Raw genomic sequence first — 20760 nt, 5'->3', positions numbered from 1 at the left:
ATTTCCTACAGATATAAAACACGGTGCTTCCCCGTTACATCATAGGGAATTCCGAGCAAACCGTCAATCCAATCCGTGCCGTAGCGGTTCAAATAATAAAAAACATTATAAACTCTTTCCTGAGGTCTGCCGAGAGGGAACAAGGAAAGCTCGATCCGGTCGAAATGCCTCAATCCCGTCTCGTTCGATTTCTCCAGCGCATCCTTCGCTTTGCCGTGCAAATATTCGATTTGATCCATAATCTTATCCCGGTTGGCATTGCCGAGTTTGATGAGTCCGCCCTGAATGCCGCCGAGCTGCTCGATCAAAGGCTCGTACATCCCCGTAAAAGCCGCCTTAATTTCGGCGAAGCGGCCGCTCACGTTCAGGGTGTCCTGACCCGCCAGCCAAGCTTCGCGCTTCGCTTGAAACGTCTCGCGGTTCGAGATGTCCGCCCAGGTCAGGCCGTATTTATCCAAATGCTTTTGCAGCGTGCCCTCAAGCACAGTGAAAGATTCCCGCATGAGCAGAATCGGCATTCGCAAGCCCAGCTCACGGAACGCATCCCGGGTCAACCCCCAATACGCCGTTTCCCCGGCGCCCAGCACCGTGCCGAGCACCGGCAGCAGCGCGTCCTGCATAAGCGGCCGGGTCAGCACATTGTTGCTGAACCGCTCCGGATGGAGATGAAGCTCCTGCAGCAGCTCGTCTTTCGTGAAACTGACCTTGTTTTTGCGGTCTCCGAAGCTCCCGTCCTGTTTATATAACAGCAATCGTTCGCCTTCATGGACGTAAAACAAATTCGCACCATGTTCCCGGGCTTCAGCCTGCACCGGATACCCCTGCCGCTGTATTTCCGACGCAGTCTTTATGTAAGCTTCCTCCAGTGCATCGTTGCGCTCGATCATCGCTTCAAAAACGGGGATTTCCAAGCGCCGCAATTCAGGGTCCGCCGAATCCAGCAAAATGAGTCCGTATTTGCCGAACCATTCTCCCATCAGCTTGGCAAAACAATCCGTCAAGGTCGTCGAGGAAGCCGCAGCCTCGGAAAACAGCCGCATTAATCCCTCCTTGAATTCGGTGTCGGGCAACAGTTCCTGGAGCTGTTTAGCCGCTTGATCCCATGCTTGTTGGTCTAGTGCCGTCCAGCTGACCGGACGCCCCTTGTCATGCCGCTCCTGCTCCAGGCGAATCCTCGTCACCTGCAGCTCGGGAGACAATACGTACGCATGGTCCACTTCATCCCAGTCATGGTCTTCCCCCGCGATCCAGAAGACCGGAACGACGGGACGGTCAAGCTTGCGCGAAGCTTCCTCGGCCGCTTTTATGATCGTCACCGCTTTATAAATGACAAGCAGAGGGCCGGTGAAGAGCCCGCTTTGCTGCCCTCCGACAATAACTGCCGTTCCCGGCTGCTCCAGCTGATCGAGATGGCCTTCCACCATTTCATGCGGATTATGTTTACGATTATATTCCCGCAATATTTCCACAAGTTTACGGCGATCCACTTTCAAATCACTGCCGGTGTCAAGCCAGTCAAGTCTATCGGACCAGCTGTGATCGCTGACCGGGTTATATTCGTAAAATCGGCTTACTTCATTAAAATGTTGAATGAGCGCTTCCGCCAAAGGCTGTCCGCCCGGCAAAGGCTCCTGCACAATATTCATCAGGTTATTGTTCCTCCTGTCCTCCGTTGCATCGTACTATAAAAATATAGCATACCTGCCGCCAAAGCGCTAAGGATCATGCAAAAAAGCTCCCGCACCGCACAAAGCGGCACAGGAGCCAAACTCTAAATTCGTGTTATCCCTTTTTCGGCATGGAAACCCAGTGGCCTTTGGACACTTCGACCAGTTCCGAGTTTTCCAGATCGAACGCGCCGCCGCTTGCGGGGCCGTCTTTCGCCGAATGAATCGGGCCGTTGCCGTTATCCTCAAGCAAAATGCGCTTTTTGTTCGCTTCCACTTCCGGATCCGGAATCGGAATCGCCGACAACAGCGTCTTGGTGTACGGATGCATCGGGTTAGCGTACAATTCTTCGCTTTCCGCCAATTCCACGATCCGACCGAGGTACATAACTGCGACGCGGTCGCTAATATGCTTCACCATGGACAAGTCATGGGCGATAAACAGATACGTAAGACCAAGGCGCTCCTGCAAATCTTTCAGCAGGTTGACAACCTGAGCCTGGATCGATACGTCCAGAGCCGAAATCGGTTCATCGCAAATAATAAATTTAGGATTTACCGCCAACGCCCGGGCGATGCCGATCCGCTGACGCTGTCCGCCGGAGAATTCATGCGGATAACGCGTCGCGTGGTCCGGATTGAGACCGACCATGTCAAGCAGCTCTTCCACCCGTTTTTTCCGTTCGGCGCGCGATCCGGCCATCCCGTGAATATCGAGCGCTTCGCCGATAATGTCCGTAACCGTGAAGCGCGGGTTCAGGGAAGCATACGGATCTTGGAAAATCATCTGCATGTCCCGGCGCATCGCCTTCATTTTTTTCGGAGACAGCTGGTTAATGTCGACTCCGTTAAAACGAACGCTGCCGCCTGTCGGTTCATACAGACGGAGGATGGTCCGTCCCGCGGTAGATTTACCGCAGCCCGATTCACCGACGAGGCCCAGCGTTTCGCCTTCGGCGATCGAAAAGCTAATGTCGTTGACAGCCTTCAGCACATTGCCGCCGCCGACATTGAAATATTTTTTGAGGCCTTCGACCTCGATCAAATTTTTGCTCATGAAGACTGTCCCTCCTTGGCCATCGGATGAAGATCCCAGCAACGCGCCATATGCGTGTCGCTAAATACGGTTGCGCCCGGATCGATCCGTTCGCAAATCTTCATCGCCTGGTCGCAGCGGGCCGCAAACGGGCAACCGATCGGCGGCTTGATCAAATCCGGCGGAGTCCCGATAATCGGGATGAGCGGTTCGCCCTTCTTCTGATCGAGACGCGGCATCGATCTGAGCAATCCCTTCGTATAAGGGTGTTGCGGATTTTTAAAGATTTCCCATTTCGTACCGGTTTCCACGACTTCACCCGCGTACATGACGATAACCCGATCGCACATGCCGGCGACAACGCCAAGGTCATGCGTGATCAAAATGATGGAAGTGCCGAGGCGCTCCTGCATTTCTTTCATGACATCCATGATCTGTGCCTGAATCGTTACGTCGAGCGCGGTGGTCGGTTCGTCCGCAATAAGCAATGCGGGGCGGCAAGCGAGCGCGATCGCAATCATCGCGCGCTGCCGCATACCGCCGGAAAATTCATGAGGGTATTGGTTAAAGCGGGCTTCCGCATTTTTGATGCCGACAAGCTTCAACATTTCAATGGCTTTTTCTTTCGCTTCGCCCGCTGACATTTTCTGATGTTTGATTAGCACTTCAGTAATTTGTTTGCCTACTTTAATCGTAGGATTCAAAGAGGTCATCGGGTCCTGAAAAATCATGCCAATATCTTTACCGCGAATCGATTCCATTTGTTTATCGCTTGCTTTAATGAGGTTCTGTCCCTGGAACAGGATTTCGCCTTGCTTAATGATTGACGGAGGGGACGGGATCAGGCGCATGATCGTCTGGGCCGTTACGCTCTTGCCGCTGCCGGATTCACCGACGATCGCAACCGTTTCCCCTTTTCCTACTTCAAAGTTCATGCCGCGTACGGCTTTCACTTCACCGCCTTTAACTTGAAAGGAGACATGCAAATCTTTCACTTGTAAAATCGGCTCCATCACATCCACCTCCTATTTTTTCAGTTTTGGATCCAGCGCGTCGCGAAGACCGTCGCCAAAAATGTTAAACGCCAGCATCGTCAAGCTGATGACGATCGCCGGGAACAGCATGCGCCAAGGATAATACAACCAGCCGGTCAAAGCATCGTTAATCATCGAACCGAGCGATGCGACAGGCGCTTGTACGCCAAGGCCGAGGAAGCTCAGGAACGCTTCGGCGAAAATCGCGTTCGGCACGGACAAGGTTACCGTTACGATGATAGGACCTACCGCATTCGGAAGCAAATGCTTGAACAAAAGACGGCCGGAACCAGCGCCCATCGAACGGGATGCCAGAACAAACTCCCGGTTTTTGAGCTGCATAATTTCACCGCGGACAATCCATGACATGTTGATCCAGCCCGTAATCGTCAAAGCAAGGATAATGGTGCCCAAGCTCGGTTCCATGACGACAAGAAGCAGAATCGTTACCAACAGGTAAGGAATGGAATACAGAATCTCTGAAAACTTATTCATAATTTCATCGACACGGCCGCCAAAGTAACCCATAATACCGCCGTAAATAACACCGATAAACAAGTCGATACAAGCTGCTGCGAAACCTACGAGCAGGGAAATTTGCGTTCCCTTCCAGGTACGTACCCACATATCCCGGCCGAGGTCGTCCGTTCCGAACCAGTGCGTCGAAGACGGGCCTTTGTTCGTATTCAGCAAGTCATTCGAGTAGTAGTTGTAACCATGCACCAGCTTGGAAATCCATGGACCCACAAACGCGGTAATCGTAATCAAAAGCAGTACGATAAGAGCGGTCATCGCCATTTTGTTGGTGCGCAGACGCTGCCAAGCATCCCGCCAAGCGGAAATACTTTCGCGCTGAATGACTTCGGCTTCTTTTTCATCCGTACCGATTTTTCGAAAATCTTCGGGAGACAGGTCAGCCGGAGTCGGCATCACTTTAATAGGATTCATCTCCATGCTTTATCCCTCCTTCCCTTTCGAAAGCTTGATCCGCGGATCAACGAATACGTAAGCGATATCCGTAATGAAACGCGCCAACATCAGCAAAATGCCGTAAAAGATCGTAATCCCCATAATCACCGGATAATCGCGGACACTGATCGCTTGTACGAACTGTTTGCCGATCCCGCCGATCCCGAAAATTTGCTCGATAACGACCGAACCTGTAACGATATTTGCTGTCATTGGTCCAAGATAAGTGACGACCGGCATAATACCGTTGCGGATCACGTGGCGAAACAAAATCGTTACCCAGCTCAAGCCTTTTGCTTTCGCAGTTTTGATATAGTCGGCATGCAATACTTCCAGCATACTCGAACGCGTCAAACGAGCGATAAAGGCAATCGGCTGTGCGGTTAATGCCGCTACCGGCAACACGTAATACAGCGGGCCTTTAAAGCCCATCGTCGGCAGCCAGTGAAGCTTGGAAGCAAATACATACTGTAGTAATGACGCGACCACGAAGCTCGGGACCGCGATACCCAGAACCGCCAGCACCATGGCTACATTATCAATGAGCCTACGATGGTACAGCGCTGCGAGCATCCCCAAGGCCACGCCGACGATCACGGCTACGACGATAGCCACAACGCCAAGCTTCAGAGAAGCCGAAAAGGTTTGTCCGATAATTTTGGATACATCCTGATTGATCATCTTCATCGAGATGCCAAAATCACCTTGGACGATATCACCTAAATATTTGAAATACTGCTGATAAACGGGCTTGTCGAGTCCATATTGTTCATACAGACGCTCTTGAATCGCAGGCGGCACCTTTTTCTCCGATGTAAAAGGATCGCCTGGAATGGCTTTCATCAGAAAGAAGGTGGCTGAAATCAATATAAATAGCGAAACCAACATGTAAAAGAACTTATTGGCTACATAACGTACCATGCCCGTTAACACCTCCTTCTAATAAAATTTCGACATATTTCGATTTTAGGTGAAATAAACTTCTTTGTCTATTCCATATAATTGTTTAGGGTTCAAATACTTGGAAGAATACTGCACACAAAAAAAACGGGATATATATGGAATACCCACATATATATCCCGAAATTGCTATTCGCTTTGTCCTTACGCAGTCCTGCTTATAGATTAATGCTCAAGCAGGTATGCGCGAGAGTAGTCAATACCGCCGCTGAAATCAAGAACTACGCCTTTCAGGTAAGGCTTCTCGGCAGCAACGTTAGTGTAATAGAAGATCGGCATCAACACTTGGTTGTCTTTAATGAGAATTTGTTCAGCTTTTGCGAAGTTTGCGTCGCGTTTTGCAGCGTCGTCCGTTGCTTTAGCTTCAGCGATCAATTTGTCGTATTCTTCATTAGAGAAGCCAGTGTCGTTGTTACCGCCGCCGGTTACCCACATATCCATGAATGTCATAGGATCGTTGTAGTCGGCAGTCCAACCCGCACGTGCTACTTGATAGTTCAGGTTTTGACGGTTTTCGATAAATACGCCCCATTCTTGGTTTTCCGTTTTCACGTCAACACCAAGGTTTTTCTTCCACATATCGGCAATCGCAAGCGCGATTTTCTTGTGTGCGTCACTGGAGTTGTAAATCAGAGTGATTTCAGGAAGCTTCGTGTAGCCTTTTTCTTGCATGCCTTGTTCGAGCAATTTCTTGGCTTCTTCAAGGTTTTCAGTGAAATAATCGTCTTTGTGCTCAGTGCGATACTCGTCGTTCACGCCTTTGATGCCCGGAGGCACGAAGCCGAACGCCGGAAGCTGTCCGCCGAGAGTTACGTTATCAACGATTGCTTGACGGTCGATCGCCATCGAAAGGGCTTTACGAATATTCACGTTATCGAACGGTTCAGCCGTTACGTTAAATTCGTAGTAATACGTACTTGCAATACCTTTGATTTGCAGCTCGTCTTTCAATTGATCCTTCAACATCGGGATTTGGTCTGTCGGAATTTCGCCGTTCGGATGACCGGCACGATCCAACTCGCCGTTTTGGTAACTAGCCAATTCGGTTGCGCTGCTGTTTACCAAAGACATGGTGATTTTGCTCAGCTTGATGTTGTCTTTATCCCAATAGTTTTCGTTCTTGCTGACTTCGATCGTTTGGCCTTTGATCCAGCTGGTCAAAGTAAACGCGCCGTTCACGATCATTTTGCTTTGGTCAACAGCCCATTTGGCATCGTCCTTAACGGACTGGTGAACCGGGTAGTACGTATAGAAAGAAGTCAGGCCGAGGAAGTAAGGAGTCGGTGCAGCCAATTCCACTTCCAAAGTATGGTCGTCAACGGCTTTTACGCCAACTTGGCTGAAGTCCGTGATTTTGCCTTCATTATAATCTTGTGCTCCTTTAATGTAGTACAGTTGATAAGCATAAGGAGCGGCAGGTTGAGTGTTCGGGCTAAGCACGCGTTCCCAAGCGAAAACGAAATCGCTCGCAGTTACAGGGTCGCCATTGCTCCATTTTGCGTCTTGACGCAGCGTGAAGGTATACTTCGTTCCGTCAACTTTCCAGCTTTCAGCCGCAGCCGGTTGTGGTTCGCCGGACTCATCCATACGGGTCAAGCCTTCATACATGGTTTTCAAAACCGTGTTGGCTTGGCTGTCTTGCGCTTGAGCCGGGTCGAAAGTAGGTGGCTCTGCACTCAGGTTGATTCTAAGCGTTTGATCCGCGGCGAGCTTTTCTTCGCCGCTGTTTGCTGCGTCGTTGCTGCCGGTAGCAGCATTGTTGCCGCCGTTTGCGCTGTTCTTCTCATTGTTCGATCCGCATGCCGAAAGCAGCGTGCCAACAGCAAGAACGAGCGTCAACAGAAGCAATAGACTCTTACTCTTCTTCATGTTGCAGTATCCCCCTTAAAAATTGTGGTATATGTTTTTAGATTATACAACCAGCGGTCAAAAAAATCCAACATAAATTTTCAGAAATTAATCATCGGTTAATAAAAATGGACTATTTTTTTAACAAAATAGTCCATGAATTCCTATTGACTTTTTTGGCTTTTAACAATTAACAATCCATATCATTATTTTATGTAGGCATTGACTCTCATTAGCTCGTCCTTCTTAGAGGGCAGCGATATATGTAATGATGCTGATGAGGAAGAGCAACACGTATGCGATTCCGGTTCCCGCGAAAGCGAGCCGCCAAACCGCCCTGACCAATCGTTTGACATCCACCTTTCCTTTCAGACGGTTTTGGGCACCTCCGATTAATCCGAGAGCAATCAGCAGAATCAGCAAAATAAGATAAAAACCGAAGTTGGAGCTGAACACCAGATTAAACAAGGCGGAAACGGCCAGGATCAAAAACAGCGTTGTAACATCCATGGCTAACTTGATCGCATTCTTTTTATCCTTTTTCATATATCGGGCGATAAAATAAACAATCAGGAACGGAATGACCGGCACAATGGAAAGGATGATGACTGAAGTAACGACAGATGAATACAAAAACCCCATAGCTCCACCTCCTCGGCATATTTATAAATCCAATATTGAAAAACGATCTTTCTCTACTGACGGTTCAGCGCCCTAATCAAACGCCATAGCGTTTCATGCCCGGGAACGGGCACGTTTGCGGTGCGAGCCATTTCCACGATTCGGCCGTTAATGTAGTCGATTTCGGTCGGGGAACCGTCCATGACGTCTTTCAGCATGGAGGACATATTCCCTGAAGTGGATCTGCACACCCCGATAATTCTTTCATACATGTCCGGGTCAAAGTCGATTCCGTTGGCTTGGTAGACATGGGCGGCCTCATTGTAAAGCTGGAGCATGAGCTCCTTGCGTTCTTCGGTCTCCAGCAATCCCCCGTTCGGAATGCGGAGCAGGGCGGTCAGCGGGTTTATAACCGCATTAACGAGCAATTTTGCGTAAATCTCCTTATCGATCTGATTCGACAAAAGGGCGGGAAATCCTGCCTGTATGAGCTTTTTTACCAAACTTTCAGCCAATTTTCCGGCAAACCCGCCCGTTTCATGACGCGGGATCCCTATTTTTGTCATGCCCTTCCCTGCCCTGATGACATGATGGCCGGACGTCCGTTTGGCTCCTTCGGTTGTAATGACGGCAAATACCGGATGTTCGGGAAAAGCCGACTGAATTGTTTGAAGATGACCGACGCCGTTTTGAAAACAGGCGATTTTGGTATCGTTTTCCACCAAATGGGATATATTCTTGATCAAGGTATCTTCAACATGTCGTTGTTTAGTTGTTATAAATATCCATTTTTCTTCTTCCTCTACATGAATTCGTTCCGCCTCTTCTAACGGATGCGCCTCATATATTTTCGAATCTATAAGAAGGTTCGCCCCTTCCGGATTTTCCAACACATAGCTTTTTTCCCTCAATGCACGCGCTTGTTCCGGAGTTCTTGTCCAAAACCGGACCCGATTCCCGGCCAAAGCCAGCCCCCCTCCAAACAGAAGGCCAATCGCTCCGGCGCCGACAATATCTATTTTCATAACTCCATTTCCTTTCTCTCTTGGCCCATGGTCTCGCCCGGTCTTCTTACTTCCTTTATACCAAAACATGTCTGCAAAATACAGAACCGAAGTTCACCGGCACACAAAAAAATCCCGCCGTTAAAGGCAGGATTCCTCTGCTTATTCGATTCGCTCCAAATTCCCGTTGGCATCCATCTTGAATCTCGTTCTCGCTTCTTCATCCTCTTCATTGAGAAAAGCAAGTCTTCTCGCACGGTCCATAATTTGGATCAATGCCTTGTAATCGTCGTTGACTACCCGGTAGTCGGTCTGCACTTCATTCACTTGCGCGGAAAGCTGCTCATTTTCTTCACGGAGCCTGGCGAGCTGCTCCTCCTTTTCCCGCAATTCTTTCTCAAGCTGCTTGATTTGTCTTCCCGTATCTTGGATCGTGTTTTTCCATCCTCTTAAAAAGCGGATTACGGCATCGATCGAAATCGTTTCTTCCGTCACCCCGTCGCTTCTGTAGCTTCCTTCGTCCAAATCAACCTGGGATAACGCCGATATGGCAGGGCTCCCTGCAAGCGGTCCTTGCTTTTTCATATAATTCCTTTTTTGACGTTGGGCTTTCGCGATTCCGATCGCGGCTTCATATTTTTTCCGAACGCAACTGTTCCATCGGAAACCGCAAGCCGCAGCCGTCCTGCCGATCCGCTCCCCGACTTCCTCAAAGGCAGTCAGTTGCGTACTTCCTTCCCGAATATGGCGCAGAGTCACTTCGGCCAGGATCAAATCATCTTCCGCACTCCACGCATCTTGTCTCACTGCTGTCATGCTATAATAACCTCCTAACGGCATGCTGGTAAAAAACTTCTTACTCCATTTCTATGCCTCTCATAGAGTTCATAGAATCTATTTGATACTAAAATGTATTTCCAATTTAAAGCGTATCCATACCTTATAATTAAAAATCCGGGTGAGAGTAATTTCATCATGCATGCTGGGCTATAATAAAGATCACACTTTCATTGAATATCCGCCGTTAATTCATGACTTTTCGTTTACACTTGTTCATGTTGCGGGTATAATGAGGGATATAACAAGGTAGACGTGTATACATAAGAAAGGGGGATTTTCTCTTGGCACGCATGTTCCGCGTCCTCGGCTTCTTTACACTGGCCATCGGACTTATGGCTTTTGCCGGCGATCTGATTGAAATGGCTTTGCTGTTCTTCCTGCAAACCGCGTTCTTTGTATTGTTCGGCTACCTGAAATTTACGGAAAGAACGTACATCCTGCTGTTCTGGGGTTACATGATCGTGGCCTTCACCGGCTTCAGCTATTGGACGATCTTTCAAATGGGACTGCCGCTTTAATCCCGCAAAAAGCTGGCAACAAAGGCGATCCGGCCAACACCGGAATCGCCTTTTTTCATGCCCTTTTACAGCAGGCTTGTTGATATTTACGAAACTCCAATCATATATATGGATGGAATTCATTATGAGGAGTGGAGTACATTTGCACAAACGATTTGCGGTACCCGCCCTGGCCCTGCTGCTCGCGGCCGCCCTTTTGCTGCCGGTTCACTCCTCCGCTTCGCCGGTTTCGGACGAGGATCGGAAAGTATTGGAGGAGAGTTTGTCGATCGTCGAGCTCGACCGGGAGATTGAACGGATTGAAGCCGAGCGCAAAACCGCAGAGAATTCGCTGCTTCAGCTTGAGGGCGAGCTCGAAATCAAGCAGGAACAAATTCAGGCGAGCCGGGAGCAAGCGGGGAAACGGATCGCCGCTTATTATATGGGTGAACGCGAAACTCTTTTATCCGCATTGCTGTCCGCAAACAGTCTCAAGGATTTTTTTACCGTGCTTGACTACTATCAGCTCATTGCCGAAAGAGACCGCCATATATTAAATACATATAAGTCAGAGTACGCATCATTAAAAAATACGAAAGACGGCATGAAGGCACTGGCTTCCGAGCTGGCTCAAACGGAGGAGCGTCTCAAGCGGCAGCGTGACCGGGTTGCCGAATTGGAGCTGCGCGTCGACGGAGCACTGGAAGCAAGCTCGGATCCGGAAAAATTAAGCGCGATGATCGAGGAATTAACGGGATATTGGCAGAATGCCGGCTTGTCCGAGGTTCGAAGGCATTTTAGGGAACTCGCTTCGGTCATGGCGGATTTTCCCGATTTTTTGAAAGAATATCAAGAAAGCCTGACGTCGAGCAAAGAAGGTTATCGCCTGACGATCCGCCAAGAAGACTTGAACCGGTTTCTGCACGCGCGCAGTGAACTGTTGAAAAATATGACCTTTTCATTCGAAGACGGCAAAATCGCGGTCGCGGCCCGGAAGGAAGAGCTGGAGCTGGAAGTGGAAGGACGTTATACGGTCGAGAATGATCCGCAAAACGCGCTTGTTTTTCATGTGGACCGCCTCATGTTTGACGGTTTCGAACTTCCGGATTCTACCCGTGCGGAATTGGAAAGAGACTTCGATCTAGGATTTTATCCGAAAAAAATAGTCCCCTTTCTCGAAGCGACCGACGTCTTGATCGAGAAGGGAACCATGATGATCAAATTAAAAATTTCATTATGAATTTAATTGAGATTTTGTACATTGTCCATATAGGCATCTACGCCGATCTCACCGTTTAAAAACGAGGAAGATAGCTTGGCGTAACGTTCCATCAATACGGGAATTCCGGCGCCTGTAGGCAGCGGAGTTCCTTTTTCATTGATAAACGAGGCCGGAATCGAAGAGGGAAGATCGTTTCTCGCCGCCTGAAAGTACAGCGTTTTTTTGACGGGCAGTTGTCTTGTCGCATCATACCATTCACGCTGCAAAAGCTGAGAGGTGATCGCCGAAATCCATGTGCCGGCCGCCTCCGCGTTCTCGGACCTCGCCGATACGGCAAAGCTTCGGCTGGCGATCCACATTGCTCCGGAAGCGGAATTCGTATCCGGAAACCGGATTTTAAGATTCGGGTGCCGATGCCGGTCGGCCTCGCTCCACTTCACCAAAGCAAACGCGGCCTCCCCCCTGTATAGCTTGTTCCAGACCTCTTCCTGTCCCCCGGTCCCCCGGATATCCGTAAGATACGGGCGGAGCGAGTCGATTCTTTTCACCGTCTGCCGCTCGTTCCCGTTCAGCTTGAATAAAGCCTCTTCGCTGTCCGGTTCGGTCTGTCCCGATAATTGCCAAGTCAACGACATCACCGAGTAAGGATCGTTATAATTCAGCGCGAATAAGAAAGGAGAAGACTTCTGACTCTTGAAGTTATGAATCAACGAATCCCAGTCCGCGGCTGCGGCAGGGAAACCGGTTGCAAATTCCTTGAGCCTTCCTTCATGGTAAACCCACACATACGGATCCGTATCCATCGGTACCGCCCAGATGTAACCGTTCCACTCGTTTTGAACCAGGGAGACGCCCAACACTTCACCGTTTAAGGAACCCGGATAGTAGCTTTCCGCCGGAAGCAAATAGCCTCCGGAAGCAAATCTGCGGACCCAGGCATTTCCGAGCAGCAAAACGTCCGGCGAATCGCCGAGCTCGAGCAGCTGGCGGATCTGGGTGTAATCCGTCTCGGCCGGAAGGTTCGTCAATTCGACTTGGAGCGGATATTCATCCATGACGCTCTGATTCATCTGCTCCAGCTTGGCAAACTGATCCTCCGGAAGCTGGACCGCAACCGACAGCTTTCCCGGCTCCTGCTCGGTTTCACGGTATTGCGGCGCGGCCGGCTCCGTTTCGCCGCGATCGTCAGGCCTCGACAACGTCGATGTCTTGCTTGGCGACAAATTGATTAAAGCGAGTAAAAGGATGGCAAACAGCACCCCGTAATGTTTTCGCTTCACCTTTGTTCTTCCTCTCATAACTCGGGTTTCCCTTATTGTAGCAAATCTCAAAGGGGATTGTCCTGTAAAAAAAAGGCCCGAAGCTTTTGCTTCGATGCCTTTTGGAATCTTTATCTCCCTTTCCGAAGGAACTTTCCGCTTTACAGCAAGTCGGCGGCGACCTGGGCCAGCTTGGAGCGCTCCCCTTTTTCGAGGGTAATATGACCGCTGATCCCCTGTTCTTTAAACCTCTCCACCAAATAAGTCAGACCGTTGCTGGCGGCATCCAGATACGGATGGTCAATTTGCTCGGGATCGCCCATCAGGATAATTTTGCTCCCTTCGCCAACGCGGGAAACGATCGTCTTGACTTCATGCCGGGTCAAATTTTGCGCCTCGTCCACGATGATAAATTGCCCCGGAATGGAGCGCCCCCGGATATAAGTCAACGCCTCGACCTGGATGCTGCCGAGTCCCATCAATATTTTCTCGATATCCCCGGATTTTTTCGTGTCGAACAGGTATTCCAAATTATCGTAGATCGGCTGCATCCAGGGACGAAGCTTCTCCTCCTTCTCTCCCGGCAAATAACCGATGTCTTTCCCCATGGGAACAACCGGGCGGGCGATCAGCAATTTTTTGTACTTATGTTCGTCCTCCACCTTCAGCAGGCCGGCCGCGAGCGCGAGCAGCGTTTTGCCCGTCCCCGCCTTACCGGTGATGGTGACGAGCGGAATTTCGTCATTCAGCAGAAGCTCGAGCGCCATCCTTTGCTGCGCGTTGCGTGCCGCGATTCCCCAGACTGCGTCGTTGCTCAAATACAGCGGCTCGAGCTTGGATCCGTCCCAGTTCACCCGCAGCAGCGCTGATTTGCCGGTCCCCATTTCATCCTTCAAAATGACGAATTCATGCGGGTATAGCGAATAGGAGAGGCCGAGCGATCTTACCGATAAAAAACGATACGTATAAAACTCGTCGATCACCGACGGATGAACCTTAATCGTCGAATAACCCGCAAAAAGGTCCGTCGGCCCTGCCGTTCTGTCGGACAAATAATCCTGCGCGGTCAAGCCGAGGACATCCGCTTTGATTCGGACCAGCACATCCTTACTTACAATTACGACCGGACGGGGAACCGCCTCTTTCTGTTGCTCGAGGTGATAATTCAGCGCAACCGCCAAAATCCGGTTATCATTCGTAATTTCGCCGAACATTTCCTGCACTTTAAGAAAGCTTCTGTGATTGAGCTCCACTTTCAATTTCCCGCCGTTTTCCAACATTACACCGTCATGCAAATGCCCTCTCTCGCGGAGTCCGTCCAAGAGCCGCGACACCCTGCGCGAATTGCGGCCAATCTCTTCGGCGTTCCGTTTTTTGGAGTCGATCTCCTCCAATACGATTGCCGGTATGATAACCTCATGCTCCTCAAAGGAAAAAATCGCACCAGGATCGTGCAGCAAAACGTTCGTATCGAGCACAAAAATTTTCTTCACGGAAATCCCCTCCACGAAAAAGCTTGCAGTAGTAGATCGCGTACATACTTTTAACGTCATTGGAAATGTTAAAAGCAAAGTCGATCCCAAGAACCCTCTGAAAGGACGGTACGTGTTCATGCGAATATGGATTAGTTTGTTGTTGACGGTTTTCGTTCTTACCGGCTGCGGAGCAGCAACGAAAAAGGCATCACCCTCTCCCCAGAATCAAGCCAACCAGGTTCCTCGGGTGCAAAGCACGAATGACGGAACCGTTAACCCGGGAGCGAATCGAACCGGACTTCTCCCGCAAAAAGAGCGGCAGATCCATCTCGAGCAGCTCGCAAAACGCGTTCCCGGCGTCAATGGCGCGCACGTTGTCGTCATGGGCAATACAGCGGTTGTCGGTATCGATGTTGATGCCAAGCTGGAACGAGCCCGGGTCGGGAGCATCAAGTACACCGTCGCCGAAGCGCTTCGCAAGGATCCTCAAGGCGCGGGCGCGGTAGTCACCGCCGATGTCGACCTTAATCAGCGAATCGCGGAAATCGGCAGAAAAATCGCCGAGGGCAGACCGATTGCCGGTTTGGCCACGGAACTTGCCGATATTATCGGACGGATCGTCCCACAGGTTCCCGACAACACGATGCCGAAGAACAACACGCAAGTCAGCAATGACAGCGGCAACGGTTCCCCTCAGCCAGCCAATTACGGCGGAGGCAAAAAAATGCATATGGCTCCCGGCAGGTAACGGGATGTCCCAAAAAAGAAAAAGCCTGGCGACAAAAAATCGCTAGGCTTTTTTCATGGCGGCAAACACCTGGTTGTCCAGGAGTTCCGCCGCACGCTGATCGTATACTTTGTTGTAAGTCGGCGCGGATGCAAGCTGTGCGCCGTAAAACAGCGCGTTGCGGACCGCCTCGATACTCAGGTCAAAGCAGCACATCTTGAACGGAACCCCTTCAAGCGGGTCCTGAACGACGGCGGCTTTCCCGTTGATGGCGTAAATCGTTTCCTCGCCGAACACGGTGATCGTAATTCTTGGATGGGCTATGATGTTGCGAACCAACCGCGAGCGATGATCCAATGCAAAGCGCAACGTGGAGTAATCCTGCGCATAAATCCACGAAATCGCACTGGAAGTCGGCCCGCCGGTTTCGGCATCAACCGTGCTGAGCAATACAAATGTTTCGGACTGGAAAGCAGCAAATAATGGTTCGGACAATTGGGTAACGAGTTCGGACATCGCCAGCCCTCCTGTTATACAAATCATCGTGATAATTAATTGTATTATACCATGGCCGAAAACTTGCATTCAATCATCAATCGCCTGCTTGTACCGAGCTGTTTTCCTCCTGCGCCGCCGGCGTTTTCGTTCCGGAGAGCTCATTTTGGAGCGCCTGTTTCGCCTGTTCGAATTCATTATCGTTCAAATAAACGTAAGGGCTTTTCCATTGGCCCGTCACCGGCACAAAATCCACGTTCTCTTTGGAGATGCTCCAGTATGCCGAGATGATGTTTTTCATTTGTTTCGATTCCAAATCGGTCTCCATATTTTTGCCGACCGACTCAATCACCTTGCTGGCACCAAGTACTCCGTTCAGCGATTTCGCCTGATCGATCAACGAATGGAGAACCTCATTCTGACGACGGTTGCGGTCAAAGTCATCCGAGGCCTTCGTCTTCGGCTTACAGTTGGGACTTGACTTCCGGTAACGGACATAGCCGAGGGCATCCTCGCCGTTCAAATGCTGCGGACCTTTCGACAGATTGATGTCGGTGCCGTCCGCGGTGTCCCGGTAGCACATATCGGCATCCACGTTAACGTCCACCCCTCCAAGGGCATCGACGACATCCCGGAACCCCTGGAAATTCAATACGGTTACGTAATCAATCGTAAGGCCGAAATACTTGCCCATCATCGTCTTCATTTCCTCTTCGGCCGGAATGCCGGACTTTTTCTCCGCGGCCAGGAAATTCGGATAATATGCGTTAAGTTTGTTCGTTTTGTACCCGTCCAGCTCGAAGCGCGTGTCCCGCGGCAGCGAAACGACGGTCGCCGACTTGGTTTCCGGATTCATCGCGATGACCATGACCACGTCGCTCAAGTGCGTCCCTGTTTCGGGGCGGTAGTCCGTCCCGAGCAGCAGCATCGTGAGCGGCTTTACCTTCGCCGATTTCTCCGGAGCCACGTTGGCGGAGGTCCCCGTGGTCTCGATGACCTTGTCGACCGTCAGCCACAAATATCCGGCATAAGCGCCTACGCCGATTACCCCAATAATCATCAGACTGAGTACTATTTTAAAAAACGTTTTTACGCCGGACTTCTTCTTTTTCGGCTTTGATGACTTTGAACCTCTTGAAGCATCCCTTTGGTTTTTGCCCCGAGGGGGCAAACCGCTGCGGTTCGTGCTCATGAATTCCAACACCTAATTTCATCTGGATTAATTCGCATTCGTTGAAGGTGACGATTAATCGCCATGAAAAGTTACAGGCAGCTTTCCTTTTTTACGAAAGAGGAGCCTAGTCTTTGTTCACGGCAGGCGGCACGGAAGCCGACTTTTCCTTCCGGTTTCGGCGGCCTTCCACAAAATAACGAATACGCACCATCAGCATCAACGCGACTGCCACGAGCAGACATTGAATAATAGGCAGTTTGTCGATCTGGAAAATAAGAAGAAGGAAAGAACCGATCGCCATGAGCAGATATAAAATGATCTCCTTCAGAAGCGGAAGCTTCTGCTGGGTTCGGAACACTTTGTTATACACGAAAATCACGAGCACAAAAATCAGAAAATAGGATATTATCGGATTTTGCGCAAACCATGCCTGCATGGCGGGTCCCTCCTTCACAAACGTTTCTCAATTCATTATAGATTGGATTCCGACATTTTGCGATGTTTTTCGGCGCGTTCGCGTTCGCTCTTGTTCAAAATTTTCTTGCGGAGACGAACGGATTTCGGAGTCACTTCGCAATATTCGTCATCGTTCAAATATTCCAGCGCCTGTTCAAGAGAGAACAGACGAGGCGTCTTCATTTTGACGGTTTCGTCCTTGGTCGCGGAACGGACGTTGGTCAATTGCTTCTCTTTGCAAATATTGACGACGATATCATTGTCGCGGTTATGCTCGCCGACGATCATTCCTTCGTAAATTTCCGCTCCCGGCTCAACGAACAGGATGCCGCGGTCTTCGATGGACAAAATGCCATAAAGCGTCGACACGCCGTTTTCGCTGGATACGAGTACGCCCTCATGGCGTCCTCCCACTTGACCGCCTACGAGCGGACCATAGCTGTCGTACGCATGGTTCATGACGCCGTAACCGCGGGTCAATGTCAGGAAGTGGGTCGTGTAACCGATCAGGCCGCGCGCGGGAATAAGGAACTCAAGCCGAACTTGTCCCGTTCCGTTGTTGATCATATTGACCATCTCCGCCTTGCGCGAGCCCAAGCTTTCCATAACGGCGCCCATGCTGTCTTCAGGTACGTCGATCAGAAGGCGTTCGATCGGCTCCATTTTTTTGCCGTCGATTTCCTTTATGATAACTTCCGGTTTGGAAACCTGAAGCTCGTAACCTTCACGACGCATGTTTTCGATCAAAATGCCCAGATGCAGCTCGCCGCGGCCCGATACGATAAACGCGTCTGGGCTGTCGGTTTCGTCGACCCGAAGCGAAACGTCGGTTTCAAGCTCTTTCATGAGCCGCTCGCGCAATTTGCGGGAGGTAACCCATTTTCCTTCGCGTCCCGCAAAAGGAGAGTTGTTGACGAGGAATGTCATCTGCAAGGTAGGTTCGTCGATTTTCAGCACAGGCAATGCTTCCGGCTGATTCGGATCCGCGATGGTTTCTCCGATATTGATATCTTTGATGCCCGCAATGGCCACGATATCTCCGGCTCCGGCTTCTTCGATCTCTACGCGGCGAAGGCCCTGGAAGCCGAACAATTTCTCGATCCGGGCAGACTTCTTGCTGCCGTCGCGAGTCATGACCGCCACCGGTTGCCCTTGGCGAATCACTCCGCGGTTAACGCGGCCGATCGCGATTCGTCCGAGGTATTCGTTATAGTCCATCAATGTAACGAGGAATTGAAGAGGTTCTTCCACATTTTCCGTAGGGGCAGGAATATGTTCGATGATCGTATCATACAAAGCTTGCATGTTTTCATCTTGTTTCTCCGGATCCAGGCTTGACGTCCCGTTCAGGGCCGAAGCGTAGACCACAGGGAATTCGAGCTGATCGTCATTCGCATCCAGCTCGATAAACAGGTCGAGGACTTCGTCAATCACTTCAGCCGGACGAGCTGCCGGGCGGTCGATTTTGTTGACGACGACGATTGGGGTGAGGTTGTGCTCCAGCGCTTTGCGGAGGACGAACTTGGTCTGTGGCATGCAGCCTTCATAAGCGTCAACGACGAGCAAGACGCCGTCAACCATCTTCATGATCCGTTCCACCTCGCCGCCGAAGTCGGCGTGTCCCGGGGTATCCACGATATTGATCAAATAGTCCTTGTACGTAATGGCCGTATTTTTGGCCAAAATCGTAATTCCGCGTTCGCGTTCCAAATCGTTGGAATCCATCGCGCGTTCCTGTACGGATTCGTTCTCCCGGTAAATACCGGATTGTTGAAGCAATTTGTCGACAAGGGTCGTTTTACCATGGTCTACGTGGGCAATAATCGCAATGTTGCGAATGTCTGTTCTCTTATGCATATTTTCTCTCCATATCCTTTCGTGAGTAGCCTGAATCACCAAAACAAGCGTCGGATGATTTCATATCCCGACGCTTGGACATATCCCTTATATTATACGCGAAATTTCGAGAAATTCAAGAACTTCAAGAACTTCCCATTCCTCACCAGTTTCCCCGCGTCTTCCCTCTTGCCGCAATCAGCCAGATTCCGGCGATGATGAGTCCGGCGGCCAGCACATAAATCAGCGCAAAGGAAAACAGCGTAATTCCGAACAGAACGACGGACAGGGCACCCAATATGATCGCGGTGATCATAACGCCGTTTTGGCGAATCGGAGCAAAACGCTCATATTCATACAAACCGACCGCAATGCCAAGAATCAGCCCGGGCCAGGTGTATTTCAATGTGTGCCAGCCCCAGAAATTGGCGATAAAGAACAAAATACCGTACACAATCAGGATCCCGCCGGGAAGCAGCAGTTCATACGGGCCTCGTCTCCAAAAATGCCAGAGGTGAAGCAGGATGCCCGGTATCAGCAGCAGAAGCGGCCAAAGCGCCTTTCCGAGAAAGCTAAATACCCCCAATTTCCCAAACAGGATAATGATCCCGGCAGCCAAAATCAAGATTCCGGTCGTTAGCTTGTTGTTATCGGACATACCTTTCACACACCTTCCAGATGACATTCCTTCATTACTTTCAGTTTAAATGAAAACAGCGCAAAAAACCACTCTCTCCCATTTCGAGCGAACGGTTTTTGCGTTTTTTCGGTATGGACACAAATTTGCAGGCAGGTATTATTGGAGAAAGGGGAATCAGCTTCTCCCGGCGTTATATTTTCTCGCCCAGCCGAACATAATAACGAGCGCGGCCAGGAGCACCGGCATCAAATTTGAATAAGCGGGCAGGGCCGAATGGATCAAGGCACCAAGCTTAGGGTCGTGCAGCAGCATATCGCCGGCTGTATATCCGAGAATTCCCGCTCCCGCGTAAGTCAGCACCGGAAGGCGCTGCAGCCAGTCCGCGATCAGGTTGCTCCCCCAAACAACGATCGGGATGCTGATCGCGATGCCGATGACGAGAATCGCCAGATCGCCGTCCGCGATCGCCGCGATGGCAAGCACGTTGTCGAGGCTCATGATAAAGTCGGCCGCCAAAATGGTCCAGACGGCGCGCCATAAGGTGCCGGCCTCGCGTACGCGCGCGTCTTCCCCATGCGGGGACAGGAGCTTAAACGCGATGGCGGCGAGCAGAATACCTCCCGCTGCTTGAATAAACGGAATTTGCAGTAGAACAACCGCAACCCAAGTCAGTACGCAGCGAAGCAGCACCGCTCCAAGCGCGCCCCACCATACGGCTTGTTTCCGTTGTTTCATCGGCAAATCCTTGCTGGCCATGGCGATGACCAGCGCGTTGTCGCCGCTGAGCACCAAATTGATGATTAATATTTCCGATAACAATATAAGCTGCTCCACCCTGCTCCCCCTTACCCGACTTCGTAACGATCGAACAACCTCTCTAGTTTATTGTTATGAGAGCGAGGGTCAAGCTATGCTTTTCTTTTTCAACAATAAAAAAATCTGGACAAATGAAAACTTTTGGTTCATTAATACGTATATACGTTCTATTACGCTCTTTAGA

20 protein-coding genes are annotated in these 20760 nt (G+C 50.4%); 3 read left to right on the top strand and 17 right to left on the bottom strand.

What is annotated here, in order from left to right:
* Nucleotides 1-5: 5 nt before the first annotated feature.
* From bshC to ACSFXJ_RS09515, 9 genes are all read right to left on the bottom strand, one after another.
* Nucleotides 6-1646: a bacillithiol biosynthesis cysteine-adding enzyme BshC gene (gene bshC / locus ACSFXJ_RS09555; RefSeq protein WP_435924926.1), complete on the bottom strand. Its 1641-nt coding sequence runs from the start codon at nt 1644-1646 to the stop codon at nt 6-8.
* 136 nt (nt 1647-1782) lie between these two features.
* A complete protein-coding gene (locus ACSFXJ_RS09550; RefSeq protein ID WP_435924925.1) occupies nt 1783-2724 on the bottom strand; it encodes an ABC transporter ATP-binding protein in 942 nt (313 codons plus the stop codon).
* A complete protein-coding gene (locus tag ACSFXJ_RS09545) occupies nt 2721-3716 on the bottom strand; it encodes an ABC transporter ATP-binding protein (protein ID WP_435924924.1) in 996 nt (331 codons plus the stop codon). The genes ACSFXJ_RS09550 and ACSFXJ_RS09545 overlap by 4 nt, the downstream gene beginning before the upstream one ends.
* Nucleotides 3717-3728: 12 nt before the next feature.
* A complete protein-coding gene (locus ACSFXJ_RS09540; RefSeq protein ID WP_435924923.1) occupies nt 3729-4691 on the bottom strand; it encodes an ABC transporter permease in 963 nt (320 codons plus the stop codon).
* A gap of 3 nt (nt 4692-4694) precedes the next feature.
* Complete coding sequence (locus ACSFXJ_RS09535; protein WP_435924922.1) at nt 4695-5627, bottom strand: ABC transporter permease; 933 nt, start codon at nt 5625-5627, stop codon at nt 4695-4697.
* Between the two features lie 204 nt (nt 5628-5831).
* On the bottom strand, nt 5832-7535 hold the full coding sequence (locus tag ACSFXJ_RS09530; RefSeq protein WP_435924921.1) for a peptide ABC transporter substrate-binding protein: 1704 nt from the start codon (nt 7533-7535) through the stop codon (nt 5832-5834).
* Nucleotides 7536-7760: 225 nt separating this feature from the next.
* The gene (locus ACSFXJ_RS09525; protein WP_435924920.1) at nt 7761-8156 is read right to left on the bottom strand and encodes a DUF3397 domain-containing protein; all 396 of its coding nucleotides are present in this window, start codon (nt 8154-8156) and stop codon (nt 7761-7763) included.
* 53 nt (nt 8157-8209) lie between these two features.
* Nucleotides 8210-9160, bottom strand: a complete 951-nt coding sequence (locus ACSFXJ_RS09520; RefSeq protein ID WP_435924919.1) for a ketopantoate reductase family protein — start codon at nt 9158-9160, stop codon at nt 8210-8212.
* Nucleotides 9161-9301: 141 nt separating this feature from the next.
* Entirely contained in the window at nt 9302-9955 is a 654-nt protein-coding gene (locus ACSFXJ_RS09515; protein ID WP_435924918.1) for an RsfA family transcriptional regulator, read from the bottom strand.
* A gap of 305 nt (nt 9956-10260) precedes the next feature.
* Here ACSFXJ_RS09515 and ACSFXJ_RS09510 point away from each other — a divergent pair, with 305 nt between their 5' ends.
* Both ACSFXJ_RS09510 and ACSFXJ_RS09505 read left to right on the top strand, forming a co-directional pair.
* The gene (locus ACSFXJ_RS09510) at nt 10261-10497 is read left to right on the top strand and encodes a DUF2626 family protein (protein WP_334071918.1); all 237 of its coding nucleotides are present in this window, start codon (nt 10261-10263) and stop codon (nt 10495-10497) included.
* Between the two features lie 142 nt (nt 10498-10639).
* Nucleotides 10640-11716: a coiled-coil domain-containing protein gene (locus ACSFXJ_RS09505; RefSeq protein ID WP_435924917.1), complete on the top strand. Its 1077-nt coding sequence runs from the start codon at nt 10640-10642 to the stop codon at nt 11714-11716.
* A 2-nt stretch (nt 11717-11718) separates the two neighbouring features.
* On the opposite strand, the gene ACSFXJ_RS09500 is transcribed toward ACSFXJ_RS09505, so the two are convergent.
* A complete protein-coding gene (locus ACSFXJ_RS09500; protein WP_435924916.1) occupies nt 11719-12978 on the bottom strand; it encodes an extracellular solute-binding protein in 1260 nt (419 codons plus the stop codon).
* A 140-nt stretch (nt 12979-13118) separates the two neighbouring features.
* Nucleotides 13119-14450, bottom strand: coding sequence for a PhoH family protein (locus ACSFXJ_RS09495; protein WP_435924915.1), 1332 nt, complete (start codon nt 14448-14450; stop codon nt 13119-13121).
* A 118-nt stretch (nt 14451-14568) separates the two neighbouring features.
* On the opposite strand from ACSFXJ_RS09495, the gene ACSFXJ_RS09490 reads away from it, so the two are divergent.
* Entirely contained in the window at nt 14569-15180 is a 612-nt protein-coding gene (locus ACSFXJ_RS09490; protein ID WP_435924914.1) for a YhcN/YlaJ family sporulation lipoprotein, read from the top strand.
* A gap of 42 nt (nt 15181-15222) precedes the next feature.
* On the opposite strand, the gene ACSFXJ_RS09485 is transcribed toward ACSFXJ_RS09490, so the two are convergent.
* The 6 genes from ACSFXJ_RS09485 to ACSFXJ_RS09460 all read right to left on the bottom strand — a co-directional run bounded on the left by ACSFXJ_RS09485 (nt 15223) and on the right by ACSFXJ_RS09460 (nt 20594).
* Nucleotides 15223-15675 carry a pyridoxamine 5'-phosphate oxidase family protein gene (locus ACSFXJ_RS09485; protein ID WP_435924913.1) on the bottom strand — a complete coding sequence of 151 codons (453 nt, stop codon included), beginning with the start codon at nt 15673-15675 and terminating at the stop codon, nt 15223-15225.
* 76 nt (nt 15676-15751) lie between these two features.
* Complete coding sequence (locus ACSFXJ_RS09480; protein ID WP_435924912.1) at nt 15752-16846, bottom strand: LCP family protein; 1095 nt, start codon at nt 16844-16846, stop codon at nt 15752-15754.
* 106 nt (nt 16847-16952) lie between these two features.
* A complete protein-coding gene (locus ACSFXJ_RS09475) occupies nt 16953-17264 on the bottom strand; it encodes a YlaH-like family protein (RefSeq protein ID WP_435924911.1) in 312 nt (103 codons plus the stop codon).
* A 35-nt stretch (nt 17265-17299) separates the two neighbouring features.
* Entirely contained in the window at nt 17300-19141 is a 1842-nt protein-coding gene (typA, locus tag ACSFXJ_RS09470; protein ID WP_435924910.1) for a translational GTPase TypA, read from the bottom strand.
* Between the two features lie 142 nt (nt 19142-19283).
* Nucleotides 19284-19778 carry a hypothetical protein gene (locus tag ACSFXJ_RS09465; RefSeq protein WP_435924909.1) on the bottom strand — a complete coding sequence of 165 codons (495 nt, stop codon included), beginning with the start codon at nt 19776-19778 and terminating at the stop codon, nt 19284-19286.
* A 156-nt stretch (nt 19779-19934) separates the two neighbouring features.
* Nucleotides 19935-20594 carry a TerC family protein gene (locus ACSFXJ_RS09460; protein ID WP_435924908.1) on the bottom strand — a complete coding sequence of 220 codons (660 nt, stop codon included), beginning with the start codon at nt 20592-20594 and terminating at the stop codon, nt 19935-19937.
* Between the last annotated feature and the right edge of the window lie 166 nt (nt 20595-20760).

The organism is Paenibacillus salivarius (assembly GCF_051307165.1).
In the GTDB taxonomy this organism is placed as follows: domain Bacteria; phylum Bacillota; class Bacilli; order Paenibacillales; family Paenibacillaceae; genus Fontibacillus.
Note: the sequence above shows the minus strand (reverse complement) of the source record. Positions and strands in the feature narration are given on the sequence as shown.

Coding starts and splice junctions, on each gene's coding strand:
- bshC (WP_435924926.1), bottom strand. CDS start 1,646: ATGAATATTGTGCAGGAGCCTTTGCCGGGCGGACAGCCTTTGGCGGAA.
- ACSFXJ_RS09550 (WP_435924925.1), bottom strand. CDS start 2,724: ATGAGCAAAAATTTGATCGAGGTCGAAGGCCTCAAAAAATATTTCAAT.
- ACSFXJ_RS09545 (WP_435924924.1), bottom strand. CDS start 3,716: ATGGAGCCGATTTTACAAGTGAAAGATTTGCATGTCTCCTTTCAAGTT.
- ACSFXJ_RS09540 (WP_435924923.1), bottom strand. CDS start 4,691: ATGGAGATGAATCCTATTAAAGTGATGCCGACTCCGGCTGACCTGTCT.
- ACSFXJ_RS09535 (WP_435924922.1), bottom strand. CDS start 5,627: ATGGTACGTTATGTAGCCAATAAGTTCTTTTACATGTTGGTTTCGCTA.
- ACSFXJ_RS09530 (WP_435924921.1), bottom strand. CDS start 7,535: ATGAAGAAGAGTAAGAGTCTATTGCTTCTGTTGACGCTCGTTCTTGCT.
- ACSFXJ_RS09525 (WP_435924920.1), bottom strand. CDS start 8,156: ATGGGGTTTTTGTATTCATCTGTCGTTACTTCAGTCATCATCCTTTCC.
- ACSFXJ_RS09520 (WP_435924919.1), bottom strand. CDS start 9,160: ATGAAAATAGATATTGTCGGCGCCGGAGCGATTGGCCTTCTGTTTGGA.
- ACSFXJ_RS09515 (WP_435924918.1), bottom strand. CDS start 9,955: ATGACAGCAGTGAGACAAGATGCGTGGAGTGCGGAAGATGATTTGATC.
- ACSFXJ_RS09490 (WP_435924914.1), top strand. CDS start 14,569: ATGCGAATATGGATTAGTTTGTTGTTGACGGTTTTCGTTCTTACCGGC.
- ACSFXJ_RS09485 (WP_435924913.1), bottom strand. CDS start 15,675: ATGTCCGAACTCGTTACCCAATTGTCCGAACCATTATTTGCTGCTTTC.
- ACSFXJ_RS09480 (WP_435924912.1), bottom strand. CDS start 16,846: ATGAGCACGAACCGCAGCGGTTTGCCCCCTCGGGGCAAAAACCAAAGG.
- ACSFXJ_RS09475 (WP_435924911.1), bottom strand. CDS start 17,264: ATGCAGGCATGGTTTGCGCAAAATCCGATAATATCCTATTTTCTGATT.
- typA (WP_435924910.1), bottom strand. CDS start 19,141: ATGCATAAGAGAACAGACATTCGCAACATTGCGATTATTGCCCACGTA.
- ACSFXJ_RS09465 (WP_435924909.1), bottom strand. CDS start 19,778: ATGTCCGATAACAACAAGCTAACGACCGGAATCTTGATTTTGGCTGCC.